Below are 16,551 nucleotides of genomic sequence, written 5' to 3' on the forward strand. Positions count from 1 at the left end.
TGCTGCGCTATCGCTCCACAACACTGCAGGGTAACCACTGCTATCCCTCACGCACGTAATTAAAGGTTATCCATGTATTATAAAGTACTAAAACTTGCTTAAACGCTAAGATTACTTAGCAGATAACTGATATATTTCTATTCTAAACATCAATACATAAAAAAGCCCCCAGTATCATATACTGAGGGCTTTTTAAATCTAGATGATGATTGTTTATCGCTTCAATGTAAAGTGTCCGTTTACGGTTCTTTGTGTTCCTAGCTCGTCTACTTCTGTAAACTCTACGCGGAACCAGTAATCGTTTGATGGCATAGGTTGTCCATTAAAAGTACCGTCCCATCCTGCACCTACTGGGCTGATTTGCTTTAGGAGTTTTCCATATCTATCAAAGATGAAGATCTTTGCGTTTAAGTTTGGTGCTACTCCCAGTCCTATGATATTCCATGTATCATGGAAACCATCTGCATTTGGCGTGAAGAATCTTGGGTAATCAATTATCCCTATCTCTACTTCTGATACGCTACAGTTACCACTCGCCAGTCTTCCAAAAACAGTGTGTGTCCCCGGTGTTACTCCTGTAAAAGTAGTACTACTCTGGAACGGCCCATCATCTATCGCAAACTCATATGCTGAAGCGACATCTGCTCCTGTAACATTAATTACTTCTACCGTGTATAATCCGCTATTGTTAAAGGAAGATTCTACTACGACCGCTTCAAAAACGGGTGCGCTCTCTGCGCTATATACCGCTTCTGCTACATAATCACAGCTCGTGCCATCTCCATAAGTAGCGGTAATCATCACTTGATACGTCCCTGCAGCATCAATAGTCACCTCAGGGTTTAGCGATACTAATGCGCCATCGCGTGTCCAAGCATAACTATAAGTAACCCCAATCTGCGGACTCTCCACCGTACCATCAATGATAAACGGATTAAGCGCTTCGCCTGTAATCTCATCTACACAAATCTGTCCGCCTTCTTGAGTTAAGTTGGTGTATGGTAACGGTTGTACAAATATCTCAAAACTCTCTATCGTGCTACTCTCACAGCTACTTGCAGTGTTTACCGCTCTAGCATAAATCACTTGCGGGTTCGTTGTGTTTTCAAAAGCACTAGGAGTAGCAATCGCATTTGTCATCGCCTGCGCATCTGCAAGGCTAGTATAATAACTTACGGAAGTAACGGCTACGTTTCCAGTGATGACAGCGTTTTGCTGAGTAAGATCAAAAGTTGCCGTACTTTGCTCTGGTGCGATATTTACTCCAAAATCGTCTGCACATTGCACGATATTAAATGCTGGAAATACCTCTGGGCGTGATTCTACCGTAAAGATGATGCTGGTGAAATTCACGCATCCCGTGGTCGCATTTTCTATACGTACAAATAATTCTTGATTATCTGCCACCGTGTATGGCGAGCTAAGCGCTGCTGCATTTGCTGCCGCTTGCACCTCTAGTTCATGGTAAGTGATCATAAAATCACTGGTTACCTGCGGCGCAGCAAGTAATCCAGCCAAATCTGCGAGGGTTGTTAAATCGACACTTCCCATCGCGTCATCACCATCAAATTCTTCACAGAAGGTATAATCTACAGGTCCTGCTGCTGCCAAGATCGGTAGCGGGTTTACCACCACTTCAAAAGGAACTACTACAAAACATAGATTTCCGTCGCTATCCAAGTCGCTATCGCCTGGCACATCACGTTCCACCCTTGCGTATAATGTTTGGTTGCCAGTCACGGTATTGATAAACGCAGTCACATCTGTAATGGCGAGCGTAGTGTCGTCTGGGTTCGCTTCCGCAAAAGCGAGTTCTGTATACACCGTTATATTCACCGGTTCTGCCCCCGCAATCTGTGCAATAGCAGCTGTTAAATCAAAGACTTCAAAACCATCTGTTGCCGAACCTGAACCTGCATCAATCACTCCGTCACCATCTGTATCGATATCTGTAGTCGTGTCACACACTTCTAGCGCATCTGGATTGGTATTTGGCGTTGGCAGTGGTAATACTTCGATATTAAAGGTCGTTCCATCACTACATCCTGCTGGACTTGATACTACTGCCTGGATGGTCTGAGGATTTAAAATATTAGTGTAAGCCGAAGGATCTGCAATAGGAGTTCCGGCATTCAAAGCAGCAAGACTCTCATAATACGTCACCGTAAGCAGCGGATCACCACCAGTGAGACTGGCTTGGTTTACGCTCAAGTCAAATACGGTAAAAGTATCTGTATCATCATCACAAATCATCAGGTCTAGCTCATCACCATTCGGGTTTGCCGTAGGTGGTGTCTCTACCGATATCTGAAAGGAACCAATGGCAGCACATATATTTGGAGAGCCATCACTTACTTGTAAGCGTACCCAGATAGTTTCTAGTGGTGTTATCTGTGTTGCTGTATAAGCGGTAGGGTTTACAATTGGATTGATTCCCAAATCAGCATCTGCTTGTGTATTATGGTAGGTAATGACAAGGGTTGCTGGATCTTGCGTTCCTATAATCGCTGACTCATTTTGGGTAAGGTCAATGATTTCCATTAAATCGTTGTTATCATCACAAGCAGCAAGGGTTGCTAGTGTTGCTGGAAGCTCTGGAATAGGGAATACAATAAGTTCAAACTCATAGATCTTCGTACAACTTGTGGCTGTGGTAGCATCCGTGTCTTGTGCAACGACATACAGCGAAGTCATTCCTGAAATGTTATTATAAGGAACCGTAATATCTATCTGACCTGCTCCTGTATCTGCCGATGCATTATCTAAGGTCTCATAAAAACGTAAGGCTACATTCGTTACTGTTGCTAGTAAGTCGTCATTATATTGCTGCAGGTCAAATGCTCCAAAGCCATCATTATCTTCATCACAAGCTACTGCCGCTGGTAATGGCTCTCCAATGACTGGCAGTGGATTCACCTGAAGGTCTACCGTAGTTTGAGCACCACACATTCCTGCCTGATCACTTGTAACTAAAATGAAAATGGTCTGCGGACTCATTCCTGTATTTACATAAGCTGTTGGAGTAGAAATCGCATTGGTTGTCCCAGCATCTAAGTCTGCTTGCGATTCATAATAGCTAACACTTAAAGTGGTGTCTCCTCCAGTAATTAAAGTATCAAGGCTTGTTAAATCAAAACTTGTAATTCCATCAGTATCGGTGCCTACCAGTGCTCCTTCGCTATCACACTCCTCAAAAACACCAGGAGGTGTGATTGCTGGGATCATCGCTATGTTTAGATTGAAAGTGCCAACGACCGTACATCCTGTAGTTGTATTTTCTAGACGCACCCAGATTGGCATGGTTGGCGCACTTGCTAAGTAGTTCAGCGGATCGGCAACGGGCATATCACTTGCACTTCCTACTACCGCTTCTGCGCTAGCAAGGGTTTCATGATAGGTAAGGGTAACATCAGCAGTGGTTTGTGTTCCTAGAACAATTGCATCGTTTTGAGTAAGATCAAAAAGCGCTTGTCCATCTTCATTATCATCGCAAGAGGTTAAATCTGGAATCACCGCTGGAAGTACAGGTGCTGGTTGTACGGTAAGTACTAGTTCGATAACACGGTAACACTGGGTTGCTGTTGCTGGGTCCGTATCGGTTGCTCGTACATATATTGTTCTAGATGCAGTCTCATAAGCTGCAGGAGTTGCTATCGATGGACTTCCTAGTTCCGCGGAAGCGAGTGTCTCATGAAAAGTGAGTGACATAAACGTCTCTCCATTAATAATATCTGTAGTTACTTGTCCTGTAAGATCAAATATGGCATCTCCATCATTATCTACATCTCCATCGTTTGCCATGGTATCACATTCTTCTACCGCTGCAATAGTGGTAGGTGATGGTAATGGGTTTACCACTAAAGTAAGTGTAGTGGTTTCAAAACAATTAGTTACAATATTCTCTACTCTAGCAAAAATAGTTTGGTTAGCCATCACGGTATTTTGATATACATCCGGAAGTGCTGGCGCACCTGCATCGGCATCACCTTGGGTAAGGTGATAGCTCACTGCCCAGTCATCATTACCTCCAGTAATCTCATCATCACGGCTACGAAGATCAAAACTTGCAAACTCATCGGTATCACTACCGCTCTCTAGATCATCACAAAGCTCATACTCGGCAGGTTGCACTGGAGTAGGAAGCGGATTTACAACAAGAGAAAGGGTCGCTATGTTACTACAAAAAGTAGCTGTGGTCGTTGGTTGTGCCGTATCTGTCACCACTGCAAAAACAGTTGCCGTATTGCTGGTGTAAGCGCTAGGAGTTGCGATGGCAGGAGTTCCAGCTTCCGCGGAAGCGAGAGAAGAAAACCATTCCACACTATGAGTTGCAGGATCTAAACTTCCTAAAATATTTACTACCTGCGTGCTTAAATCAAAAATCTGTAGTCCGTCGCTATTATCGTCACAAAGCGTAAAAGGAGTTGGGTTTTCATTAGGCATCGGTCTGTTAAGTACTCTCAGCGTAAGTGGTGTCGTGTCATAACAACCTATCGCATTAAACACACGAGCAAAAATGATTTGCTCAAAAGGGTCGTTGTTGATATACATTGCTGCGTCCAGCTCTTGACCTACAGGCGCATTATCTGCATCTGCCTGGGTAAGGTAGTAGGCAACATTTAAACTAGGGTCACCACCAGTGATTTCGGCATCTCTAGAAGAAAGTACAAAAAAGTCAAATACACCATCATTATCATCATCACAAGCCTCATAATCGGCTGGAGTGACAGCCACAGGCACTGGGAAGCTACGGATGCTCATACTCGTCGTTGAAAAACAACCTGTTATATTATTAGTCACACGTACCCCTACAATCTGAGGATTGCTCGTGGTGGTAAACATCGTGCTATCTGGAATACTTGCATCGCCAGTAGTAGCGCCAGCAGCGTCCAAGTGATAGGTTACCGTGAGATTTGCATTAAAACCACTAGTGATTTCGGCATCTTTTTGAGAAAGATCAACCGTGGTAAATCCATCTACTACACCATCATCATCACACACTTGAAGCTCTGATGGCGTAATTGCCACAGGATTCTGATTCACAATAATCTCAAAGTTCATTGCTGTATCAAACGTCGTACACGTGCTGCTTGTACTTCTTAGACTATAGAAAATAGTCTGCGGGTTACTACTATTTGAAAAAGAGGCAGGACTTGCAATCGCCACAGGAGCTGCAGCCGTATAAGTTGCAATGCTCTCATAAAAAGTAACTTCTAGATCTGCATCTCCACCAGTAATTTCTGCTATACGCTGCGTTAAATTAAAAGTAGCAGCATTGGCTACAGCAGAACAGGTTTCAATACTACTGATGCTTGGTAAGAATGTTGGGTTGGGAGTGACGGTGAGTTGTATATGCATACCTAAACCACGACAGTCATTTGCAGTGTCACCATCTACGCGTACCCAAATATTTTGGTTACCACTATTATCAGTGAGATTTAGGTTATTAGTATAAGAATCTATGATACTATTAAGTGAACTAATTTCAGTCTCTGCTTCTTGCTGTGTTTCATAATAACTGACTGTAAGCATTTGCCCTACAGGAAAAAGCGCTAGGATTTGTGCCGTCGCGTCCGAAAAATTAAAAATTGCTTCACCATCATTGTCCGTGTCGCATTCAAAATATTCTAATAGAAACGTATCAGGTATCTCAGAGGTGTCAACCTCAAGATTAATTTGTCCCTGAAGAATACAGCCATTTGAAGTAGTAACGGTTACAAATATAGACTCATTATTTACGGTTTGATTTGTATAGCTGGTAGGGAATGATATTGGATTATTACCAGAGTCAAAGTAAGTAAAGGTTTCATTTTGCCAATTAAGGCTTAAAAGTGATTCAGCTTCGGTCAAGTTAAATAGAGCAAATCCGTCTGTGTCAGTATCACATTGACTAAGTAAGACTGGTGTCGCGATTACCGGAAGTGGCGCTACTACAATATCAAAAGTGGTCATAGCAAAACAAGAATCATTCTGATTATTTGAAACCCGTGCAGTTATACTTTGTCCACCAGCATCTGTATTGTAAAATGTAGACGGCAAGGGATTTGAATTTGATGTTGCGTCATTTAGGTTAGCGTGGTAGCTTACATTAAATACGGAGGGGTTTTGGCCATCCAGAATTACTGAATTTAAAGTAAGAAAATCAAAATTTGCAAAGCCGTTGGTGTCACTTCCATCAATCGAATTATCACAGACAATATAATCTCCTGGATGTACAGCAGTAGCTTGAGGGATGATATTCACAGTAATATCTGTAAACTGAGCGCATAAGTTATTATCTGAATTATAGATTCTAGCCGTTATAGTATCAGTTCCATTGACATTAAAAGTAGTTGGGTCAGCAATAATATTAGTGCCACTGATCGCATCACCATTAGTAGGGTAGTAGTCAATATTGAATGTTGAAGCATCTTGACTACCAAGTACTATAGAAGATAAATCTGTTAAATCAATTATTTCAAGTCCATCACCTGATAGATCATCACAAATATTTTGAGTGGTAACAGCATTAGCCGTAGGTTGTGCATCTACAAATAGAGGTATTGCGATTGTGTCAAAACACGAGTTATTAAAATTATTTTCAATTCTTGCATACACTGTTGTACTAGAAGTCTCAAAAGCCGAAGGATTAGAAAAGGATAATACGTTATCTATAGCTTGCTGTTCAGTTGTGTGCCAAGTTATGCTAAAGCTTGTTTCGCTTTGTGTCCCTAGAATAGTTGTTTCAGTAAGAGTCTCTAAATCAAATATTGCAATTCCATCATTTGTAATATCATCACAAATTCTTATTGTAGGTACAAGATTTGCAACAGCTTCGTCACTTATGGTGACTGTAAAGCTTAATTCTTCTGGGCATAAATCTGGACCTCCAAAATTCTCATCATAAACAAATATTGTCGTAGTAGCTGTTATAGGTACAGTCCAGTCTATAACTGTTGTTGTCATATCTGATTGTAGTCCGCTAAAGTATTGAGGGGCGTTGAGAAAATTTCCCGAAAGGGTAGAAGGGGCAGTAAGAATGTATGACTCGCAAGCATCAATATCATTTATAGGGTCTAATGATGGATTATTAATAAGAGTAATTGCAATATCGATATCTATTGGGTCGCAATCTCCAATAGCACTGTAATTATAAATAAGTGAAGGATTTGAAACAGGATCTGTTATTGGATCAAAAATATTTGTACCACTATCTAATGGAGGTGTCCATACTCCTCCAGATGGTGGGTTTCCATTGAAACGCTCAAGTAAATCAATAGGTCCTGCTTGAGAACAAATATCAGTAGTAGTATCTTCTGGGGTTACTGAGAATCCTGAATAATATCCAGCAAATCCTGCAGATTGAAATCCGCCAAACAAACCTGCTGCAATAGGACCATCTGCAATAATCTGTGCATCTCCATTGAGACCACTTACGTAATATGTTTCCCAGTCTGGCGTTCCGGGATTAGCTAGCGCGGTAGAGATGTCTAGTGTATTACCATTTACAGTGACTGTATTTCCTACTCTAGAAGTAATTAAAATGTCTCCTGTAAAATTTTCAAAATTACCAGGGTATATTTCTCGCACAGCTGGAATTAAATCAACAGTGTTTTGAAAAAAACAACTCAAAGGTGGTATAAAATTCATTCCTGGCGTCGCACTAGGAAAATTATTGCCATTTCCAGCAAAGGGATCGTCATTAGTACCTGATCTGCCCGCTAGCATCTGGTAAACATAAATTGTCTTAGAGGGATCGTTGGTTGTAACATACATATTTCTATGTTGCACATTTGCATCAGGGAGGTAATAACTAGGGCTTTCTAAATAAATAAAGTCTCCTGCATTAGCTATAGTCCCCACAAGATTCCCATTCACGTAAATATCAGTATTGTCGTGATTTGCTATTATTAATGGAACTTCAGAACTATCATTACCACCTCCTCGTATAAGCATATATTCAAAACCTGTAGAACTTTCATCCACAATTTGATCAATCAACATATCAGAAAACAGATTTGCATATTGACCTTGATAGAAGTTTCCGTTTAAGTTTCCAGAGTTTACTACAATAGGCTTATCAGATTCTAACAGCGCACCTATAAAACCTTCACTATTTGCTATAGTTCCACTATATCCAGATACTACAAAAGTTTCTCCTGCATTAAGAATAGTAGAGGGGTTTAAACCGTTTTCAAAAATCATATTGGCAGTATCATAATCTGAGAAGGAGATGGTAGTATTATCTTCAGTAGCCATTACACTAGCAAAAAAACTATGAGAACCATTTGTTTCTAGTAGGCGTGCACTTCCTAATCTAAAACGTTGCCCCAGCGCATCTTCTCCTTTGGCAGTTAAATACCCAGCGTGATTTGTTACAAAAGTTCTAAGACTTACATATATCAAATCATCTGCTTCTATAATGATCCCCTTTCCTTGTAGAGCGGAGTTGAGCTCGGTATTATCAACAAGTATTGGAGAATTGTTAAACACATCTATTTCGTAAAAATCTGTAGCGCCACTCCATATCTGATGGGTTGATAGAAGGGTTCCATTACCACTAGATATAGTTACGTTAATTGGAGTAGTTGCATCACCATTTGGGGTAGACAAATAGATGGTTGCATTAGAAACACCCACTCGAGAATGTAGAGGTGGTATGTAATGAGTGTTGCCTAGTTGAGCACTAAGTGATATAAAGGAAAATAGAAATAATACAAGTAAAGAGTAATTTTTAATCTGCATAGCCTTCAGTTGGATGCTGTGAAGCCTTTAAAAATAACAATATAATTGGCTAACTGACTCTTTGCAAGACTTAAAATTATGATTATTGATACATAGCTTTACTGTAAGATTTAGCGAAAATTGAATTACTCAGTATTACTAGTGAATGTTATAGAAGTTTTTTAAAACAAAAAGTCCTGCTCTTTGAGCAGGACTTTTTAATAAGTGAGATGTATTATTAAATGAGGCTCGCGCCTTACTTTACTTTATTGATTACTGCTTCAAACGCTTCTGGGTGGTTCATAGCAAGATCTGCAAGCACCTTACGGTTAAGCTCGATTCCATTTGCTTTTACTTTCCCCATAAACTGAGAATAAGACATACCGTGCATACGAGCACCCGCATTAATACGAGTAATCCATAATGAACGGAAATTTCTTTTATTCTGACGACGGTCTCTATATGCATAAGACATTGCTTTGTCTACTGCATTTTTTGCTACTGTCCAAACGTTTTTACGTCTTCCAAAGTAACCTTTGGCTTGCTTCATCACCTTTTTTCTACGGGCTCTTTTAGCAACTGAATTTACTGATCTAGGCATAATTTAATGTGTTTTTGTAGCAGGCGGTACACGCTGTATACTCTTTTGTTCTCTCTCTTAAGCGGAGAGAAGGCCATACTCCAGGGTTTAAAAATATTTGTTTTAACCGGTTAAACGGATTACTTAAGATTAAGCATCAATTTAACATTACTCGTATCTGCATCGTGCACAAGGCCATCATGCGTTAACGCAAGCTTACGCTTTTTAGATTTTTTAGTCAAAATGTGACTCTTAAAAGCGTGCTTTCTTTTGATTTTACCAGTTCCGGTAAGCTTGAAACGCTTCTTAGCACTGGATTTTGTTTTCATTTTAGGCATCTGTTCCTATTTTTTAAATTATCTCACTTATTTTCTTACTAAACCCTCCTGACTCAAAAGAGTAGGAGGGTTTTATGTCTAGCTGCTATATACTAACAACTTATGCTTGTAGGCAAGCTTATTTTTTCTTAGGAGCGATGAACATTGTCATACGCTTTCCTTCTAGTCTCGGGAGTTGTTCTACTTTTCCTAATTCTTCTAGCTCTTGTGCTAGCCTTAGAAGTAGTATTTCTCCTTGATCCTTATAGATGATAGAACGACCTTTAAAGAATACATAAGCTTTAAGTTTTGCTCCTTCTTTAAGGAACTTTTCAGCATGCTTCTTTTTAAATTCGTAATCGTGATCGTCTGTCTGCGGACCAAAACGTATTTCTTTGATAATCACTTTTGAGGCTTTTGCCTTCATTACCTTCTCGCGCTTCTTTTGCTCATATACAAACTTTTTATAGTCTATAATTTTACAAACCGGCGGTGCGGCATTAGGTGATATCTCTACAAGATCTAGCTCTAATTCTGCAGCTAATGCTTGTGCTTTTTGGATAGGGTAAATCCCTACTTCCACGTTCTCTCCCACGAGTCGTACTTCTTTGGCACGAATCTTTTGGTTGATTTTGTGTTGGTCTTCCTTAATGATCCTAGCAGGACCTCTCGATCTTTTTCTACGTATTGCTATGGCGTTTCTATTTTAAATTAAACTTCAAATGTTTTTATTGTGGATGCTATCTCGGCGTTTACCATTTTCGCGAAAGCGTCTATAGTCATACTACCTAAATCCTCACCACCATGTCTTCTTACAGATATTGTGCCATCATTTTCTTCTTGCTCTCCTATGATAATCATAAACGGAAGTTTTTGCATTTCTGCTTCCCGTATTTTCTTACCCATAGTCTCACCGCGGTTATCTATAATAGCGCGAATTTCGTGATTTTCAAGCAAAGTTAAAACATTCTGAGCATATTTCTCGTATTTCTCACTCAATGTCAAAATAGTGGCCTGCTGTGGCATTAACCAAAGTGGGAAGTTTCCTCCCGTGTGCTCTAGTAAAATTGCGATAAAACGCTCCATACTTCCAAAGGGTGCACGGTGAATCATCACAGGGCGATGCATTTCATTATCACTACCTTTGTATTGCAATTCAAAACGTTCTGGCAAGTTGTAATCTACTTGTATGGTGCCTAGTTGCCAGCTACGACCAAGAGCATCCTTAACCATAAAGTCAAGCTTTGGTCCGTAAAAAGCTGCTTCACCAGTTTCAACAACATAGTTAAGTCCTTTAGCTTTGGCAGCATTAAGGATAGCGTTTTCTGCTTTCACCCAGTTCTCATCTGCTCCTATATATTTTTCTGGTTTTTCTGGGTCACGTAAAGAAACTTGCGCTGTAAAGTTTTCAAAACCTAGAGATCCAAATACATAAAGCACTAAGTCTATAACTTTCATAAACTCTTCATCCAGTTGATCTGGCGTACAGAATATATGTGCATCATCTTGAGTAAAACCACGTACACGAGTTAGTCCGTGAAGTTCGCCAGATTGCTCATAGCGGTATACAGTCCCAAATTCTGCAAAACGTTTAGGTAGTTCCTTGTAACTCCAAGGGCGGCTATTATATATCTCACAGTGATGAGGGCAGTTCATAGGTTTAAGTAAAAACTCTTCCCCTTCGTTAGGTGTAAGTATAGGTTGGAAGCTATCTGCACCGTATTTTTCATAGTGACCAGATGTTTCATAAAGTTCCTTTTGTCCTATATGTGGAGATACTACCATCTCATAGCCTTGCTTTTTCTGTGCAGCCTTAAGAAAGTTTTCAAGACGCTCACGTAGCGCAGCTCCTTTAGGTAACCATAATGGTAGACCTTGACCCACGCGTTGAGAAAAAGTAAAAAGTTCAAGCTCTTTACCTAGTTTTCTGTGATCGCGTTTTTTTGCTTCTTCTATTAATTCTAAGTACTCCTTGAGATCTTTTTGTTTTGGGAACGATGTTCCATAAACACGAGTAAGTTGTGGTTTGTTCTCATCACCTCTCCAGTAAGCTCCGGCAACACTCATTATCTTTACAGCCTTGATGATTCCTGTATTCGGAATGTGACCACCACGGCATAAGTCTGTAAAATCATCATGATCACAGAAGGTGATTGTTCCATCTTCTAGGTTCTCGATAAGTTCTACCTTAAACTCGTTGCCTTCTGCTTTGTATTTATCTAGAGCCTCTTGCTTAGTGACAGAGCGCAAGCTAAAATCGTGTTTACCTCTAGCGATTTCAAGCATTTTGTCTTCTATAGACTTAAAATCCTTGTCAGATATAGTTTGGTCACCTAGATCAACATCATAATAGAAGCCATTTTCGATGGCTGGTCCTATAGTAAGTTTTGCTCCAGGATATAATTTTAAAATTGCTTGAGCCAGTACGTGTGAAGAAGAGTGACGAAAAGCTGTCTTTCCTTCATCATCATTCCAGGTAAAAAGTGTGATCGAACCATCTTCGGTAAGTGGGGTAGAGGTCTCAACCGTTTGCCCGTTAAATTTTGCCGAAATTACATTACGCGCCAGTCCTTCACTGATGCTCTTTGCGACGTCCATAGGAGTAGCTCCCTTGTCCATCTGTTTTACATTGCCATCTGGCAAAGTGATATTGATCATAGTTCGATTGTTTAAAGGCGCAAAGATAGTATCTTCAATGAAGGTTTACAATATATATTACATTCTGTTTGACTATATAATAAGGAGAAAGATTGTTTCGCTTTCGCGAAAATTTAAAATACAATAACTGCTTTGTTTTCATTTGATTAGGGGTTTTTGGGTGGTTTTAGGAGGTCTATTTTGAGATAATTTTAAATATTTTGATATTTATTCTTGTCAGATTAGAACTTCGGTGTATCTTTGCCACCCGCTTAACAGCAAGCGGTTGTTCTTTTAAATGTCTTTAAAAAGTTTGTTTTTATTTCTTCAAATTATTTTTAAAAAGATAGTTTGTAATTAGGAAAAAGGTTGTAGTTTTGCAGCCGCTAACAAATGGAGGTTATTTGGGAGTTATGTTCATTGCGATTGTTGCTTGATTTTAGAGGTTGAAAATTAAATTTTCGATTATTTTTGAGATTAAGTTGTGAGTTTAAAAAACAGTTGTATATTTGCACCCGCTTAGAGAAACAGTAATATATCTAGCGAAGTTCAAAAGTTTTTATTGAGATGTTTTGGAAGATTAGTTATTCTAATTTGAGGTTCGAATCCTTAGCATTTGCAAGAGTTTTCTGCTATTAATAGTGGTAGAGAAAGTTCATTGATTTATTGAATTGACAGCGCGTATTAATACCTTCGGGTATTATTACAAAGAATTTGAAAACTAGAAGTTTATTATTGACCAGATATTTCGAGTCGTGAGGAGTTAAATTTATTTACAATACACGATGAAGAGTTTGATCCTGGCTCAGGATGAACGCTAGCGGCAGGCTTAACACATGCAAGTCGAGGGGTAACAGAGGTAGCTTGCTACTTGCTGACGACCGGCGCACGGGTGCGTAACGCGTATAGAATCTACCTTATACTGGGGGATAGCCTTTGGAAACGAAGATTAATACCCCATAGTATGTTTGAATGGCATCATTTGGACATTAAAGTTTCGGCGGTATAAGATGACTATGCGTTCTATTAGTTTGTTGGTAAGGTAACGGCTTACCAAGACTACGATAGATAGGGGTCCTGAGAGGGAGATCCCCCACACTGGTACTGAGACACGGACCAGACTCCTACGGGAGGCAGCAGTGAGGAATATTGGACAATGGAGGCAACTCTGATCCAGCCATGCCGCGTGTAGGAAGACTGCCCTATGGGTTGTAAACTACTTTTATATGGGAAGAATAAGGTCTACGTGTAGACTGATGACGGTACCATAAGAATAAGCACCGGCTAACTCCGTGCCAGCAGCCGCGGTAATACGGAGGGTGCAAGCGTTTATCCGGAATCATTGGGTTTAAAGGGTCCGTAGGCGGGCATATAAGTCAGTGGTGAAAGTCTGTGGCTCAACCATAGAATTGCCATTGATACTGTATGTCTTGAATTATTGTGAAGTGGTTAGAATATGTAGTGTAGCGGTGAAATGCTTAGAGATTACATAGAATACCGATTGCGAAGGCAGATCACTAACAATATATTGACGCTGATGGACGAAAGCGTAGGTAGCGAACAGGATTAGATACCCTGGTAGTCTACGCCGTAAACGATGGATACTAGTTGTTTGGCTTTCGGGCTGAGTGACTAAGCGAAAGTGATAAGTATCCCACCTGGGGAGTACGTTCGCAAGAATGAAACTCAAAGGAATTGACGGGGGCCCCGGCACAAGCGGTGGAGCATGTGGTTTAATTCGATGATACGCGAGGAACCTTACCAGGGCTTAAATGTAGATTGACAGGACTAGAGATAGTTTTTTCTTCGGACAATTTACAAGGTGCTGCATGGTTGTCGTCAGCTCGTGCCGTGAGGTGTCAGGTTAAGTCCTATAACGAGCGCAACCCCTGTGGTTAGTTGCCAGCGAGTAATGTCGGGAACTCTAGCCAGACTGCCGGTGCAAACCGTGAGGAAGGTGGGGATGACGTCAAATCATCACGGCCCTTACGTCCTGGGCCACACACGTGCTACAATGGTAGGGACAGAGAGCAGCCACTGGGCGACCAGGAGCGAATCTATAAACCCTATCTCAGTTCGGATTGGAGTCTGCAACTCGACTCCATGAAGCTGGAATCGCTAGTAATCGGATATCAGCCATGATCCGGTGAATACGTTCCCGGGCCTTGTACACACCGCCCGTCAAGCCATGGAAGCTGGGGGTACCTGAAGTCCGTCACCGTAAGGAGCGGCCTAGGGTAAAACTGGTAACTAGGGCTAAGTCGTAACAAGGTAGCCGTACCGGAAGGTGCGGCTGGAACACCTCCTTTCTAGAGCTTGTCCCTGTTATTGTGCGTTATGTATTTATATGTAACAATACCAGTAATACACAGCAAACGACTTACGACCGAAAGGTCAAAATAGGTTTTAGTTTTCAATAGCTGTCGATTTAATTTTAATAAACAAGTAAATAGTAGTTAGACTTTAGTATTGAGTTTTTTACTTAAGACTATTACTTAACAACTATAGATTGTTTAATTACAGTCTCATAGCTCAGCTGGTTAGAGCGCTACACTGATAATGTAGAGGTCGGCAGTTCGAGTCTGCCTGAGACTACTAATTAATAAGTAGACATATTTTAAAAGATGTGTTTAATTGTTAGTTACGCTTTCGCGAAAGCTTAATAAATCGCGATGTTCATTTTATTGCATTTTGAAGGAAATTTTAGAAGTTGAGAATCATTACTTCGTCATTCGAAAACTGATGTCATCATCGGAATTTCATAAAAATGGGGGATTAGCTCAGCTGGCTAGAGCGCCTGCCTTGCACGCAGGAGGTCATCGGTTCGACTCCGATATTCTCCACCAAGATAGTTACTTTATAGTAATTATCATCCTTAGGTATAAAGGATATAGTTTTTAAAAACACAGGATTCACGAAAGTGCAATACGTTTTTATTTACATAGATTTTATACTGATTATGGGAAAACGTTCATTGACATATTGGGAAATAATTAAAGAATACGAGAAGTCGTATGTAACCTAGCCGGTTATATACGCAAGAATATGAATATAATATGATTAACTCATTATAATATAAAGGTTTATGTATTTTATACATAAGCCCTTAAAAGAGCAATAAGTACAATAAGCTAATTAAGGGCGTATGGGGAATGCCTAGGCTCTCAGAGGCGATGAAGGACGTGATAAGCTGCGAAAAGCTACGGGGATCTGCACACAAGAATTGATCCGTAGATATCCGAATGGGGCAACCCACTATATTGAAGATATAGTACCAGAAATGGGGCAAACCCGGAGAACTGAAACATCTAAGTACCCGGAGGAGAAGAAAACAATAGTGATTCCGCTAGTAGTGGCGAGCGAACGCGGATTAGCCCAAACCAGTAATGTTACGGCATTGCTGGGGTTGTAGGACCACGATATTTTGTGCTTTATGAATTAGAATACTTTGGAAAGAGTAGCCATAGACGGTGATAGCCCGGTATAAGTAAAGACAGTTACAGATAGTGGTATCCTGAGTAGTGCGGGGCACGTGAAACCCTGTATGAAACTGTGGGGACCATCCCATAAGGCTAAATACTCCTGAGAGACCGATAGTGAACCAGTACCGTGAGGGAAAGGTGAAAAGAACCCTGAATAAGGGAGTGAAATAGAACCTGAAACCATACGCTTACAAGCGGTCGGAGGTCTTCGGACTGACGGCGTGCCTTTTGCATAATGAGCCTACGAGTTACTTTAACTAGCAAGGTTAAGACTTTTAGAGTCGGAGCCGTAGCGAAAGCGAGTCTGAATAGGGCGTTTTAGTTAGTTTGAGTAGACGCGAAACCGTGTGATCTACCCTTGGGCAGGTTGAAGCTTTGTTAACCCAAAGTGGAGGACCGAACCCGTTGACGTTGAAAAGTCTTGGGATGACCTGAGGGGTAGGGGTGAAAGGCCAATCAAACTCGGAAATAGCTCGTACTCCCCGAAATGCATTTAGGTGCAGCGTTGATTTATAGTTTTATAGAGGTAGAGCTACTGATTGGATGCGGGGGCTTCACCGCCTACCAATTCCTGACAAACTCCGAATGCTATAAAATGTTAATCAGCAGTGAGGGCATGGGTGCTAAGGTCCATGTCCGAGAGGGAAAGAACCCAGACCATCAGCTAAGGTCCCCAAATGTATGTTAAGTTGAAAAAACGCGGTTGGACTGCTTTGACAGCTAGGATGTTGGCTTGGAAGCAGCCATTCATTTAAAGAGTGCGTAACAGCTCACTAGTCGAGCGGTCCGGCATGGATAATAATCGGGCATAAACATACTACCGAAGCTATGG

5 protein-coding genes, 2 tRNA genes and 2 rRNA genes (1 of these 9 running past the window's edge) are annotated in these 16,551 nt (G+C 40.8%); 4 read left to right on the forward strand and 5 right to left on the reverse strand.

Annotated features, from left to right (window positions below; translation table 11 throughout):
* Window positions 1-213 precede the first annotated feature (213 nt).
* From KRODI_RS10550 to thrS, 5 genes are all read right to left on the reverse strand, one after another.
* Window positions 214-8,724 (reverse strand): T9SS type B sorting domain-containing protein, encoded by an 8,511-nt coding sequence (locus KRODI_RS10550; RefSeq protein WP_013751598.1) that lies wholly within the window; start codon window positions 8,722-8,724, stop codon window positions 214-216.
* A gap of 235 nt (window positions 8,725-8,959) precedes the next feature.
* Window positions 8,960-9,304, reverse strand: a complete 345-nt coding sequence (rplT, locus tag KRODI_RS10555; RefSeq protein WP_013751599.1) for a 50S ribosomal protein L20 — start codon at window positions 9,302-9,304, stop codon at window positions 8,960-8,962.
* 119 nt (window positions 9,305-9,423) lie between these two features.
* Window positions 9,424-9,621 carry a 50S ribosomal protein L35 gene (rpmI, locus tag KRODI_RS10560; protein WP_013751600.1) on the reverse strand — a complete coding sequence of 66 codons (198 nt, stop codon included), beginning with the start codon at window positions 9,619-9,621 and terminating at the stop codon, window positions 9,424-9,426.
* 118 nt (window positions 9,622-9,739) lie between these two features.
* Window positions 9,740-10,252 (reverse strand): translation initiation factor IF-3, encoded by a 513-nt coding sequence (gene infC, locus KRODI_RS10565; protein WP_262485281.1) that lies wholly within the window; start codon window positions 10,250-10,252, stop codon window positions 9,740-9,742.
* A gap of 59 nt (window positions 10,253-10,311) precedes the next feature.
* Window positions 10,312-12,258 (reverse strand): threonine--tRNA ligase, encoded by a 1,947-nt coding sequence (thrS, locus tag KRODI_RS10570; RefSeq protein ID WP_013751602.1) that lies wholly within the window; start codon window positions 12,256-12,258, stop codon window positions 10,312-10,314.
* Between the two features lie 761 nt (window positions 12,259-13,019).
* Here thrS and KRODI_RS10575 point away from each other — a divergent pair.
* The 4 genes from KRODI_RS10575 to KRODI_RS10590 all read left to right on the forward strand — a co-directional run.
* A 16S ribosomal RNA gene (locus tag KRODI_RS10575) occupies window positions 13,020-14,546 on the forward strand.
* A 212-nt stretch (window positions 14,547-14,758) separates the two neighbouring features.
* A tRNA-Ile gene (locus KRODI_RS10580) sits at window positions 14,759-14,832 on the forward strand.
* A 174-nt stretch (window positions 14,833-15,006) separates the two neighbouring features.
* Window positions 15,007-15,083 (forward strand) — tRNA-Ala (locus tag KRODI_RS10585).
* A gap of 279 nt (window positions 15,084-15,362) precedes the next feature.
* Window positions 15,363-16,551, forward strand: a 23S ribosomal RNA gene (locus KRODI_RS10590); it runs 1,639 nt beyond the window's last position.
* The 16S and 23S rRNA genes sit together here with 2 tRNA genes alongside, the layout of an rRNA operon.

Origin of the sequence: Dokdonia sp. 4H-3-7-5, from assembly GCF_000212355.1 — a bacterium.
In the GTDB taxonomy this organism is placed as follows: Bacteria; Bacteroidota; Bacteroidia; order Flavobacteriales; family Flavobacteriaceae; genus Dokdonia.

What these genes read in the sequence shown, in the direction of transcription:
- KRODI_RS10550 (WP_013751598.1), bottom strand. Translation starts at nt 8,724, where the DNA reads ATGCAGATTAAAAATTACTCTTTACTTGTATTATTTCTATTTTCCTTT.
- rplT (WP_013751599.1), bottom strand. Translation starts at nt 9,304, where the DNA reads ATGCCTAGATCAGTAAATTCAGTTGCTAAAAGAGCCCGTAGAAAAAAG.
- rpmI (WP_013751600.1), bottom strand. Translation starts at nt 9,621, where the DNA reads ATGCCTAAAATGAAAACAAAATCCAGTGCTAAGAAGCGTTTCAAGCTT.
- thrS (WP_013751602.1), bottom strand. Translation starts at nt 12,258, where the DNA reads ATGATCAATATCACTTTGCCAGATGGCAATGTAAAACAGATGGACAAG.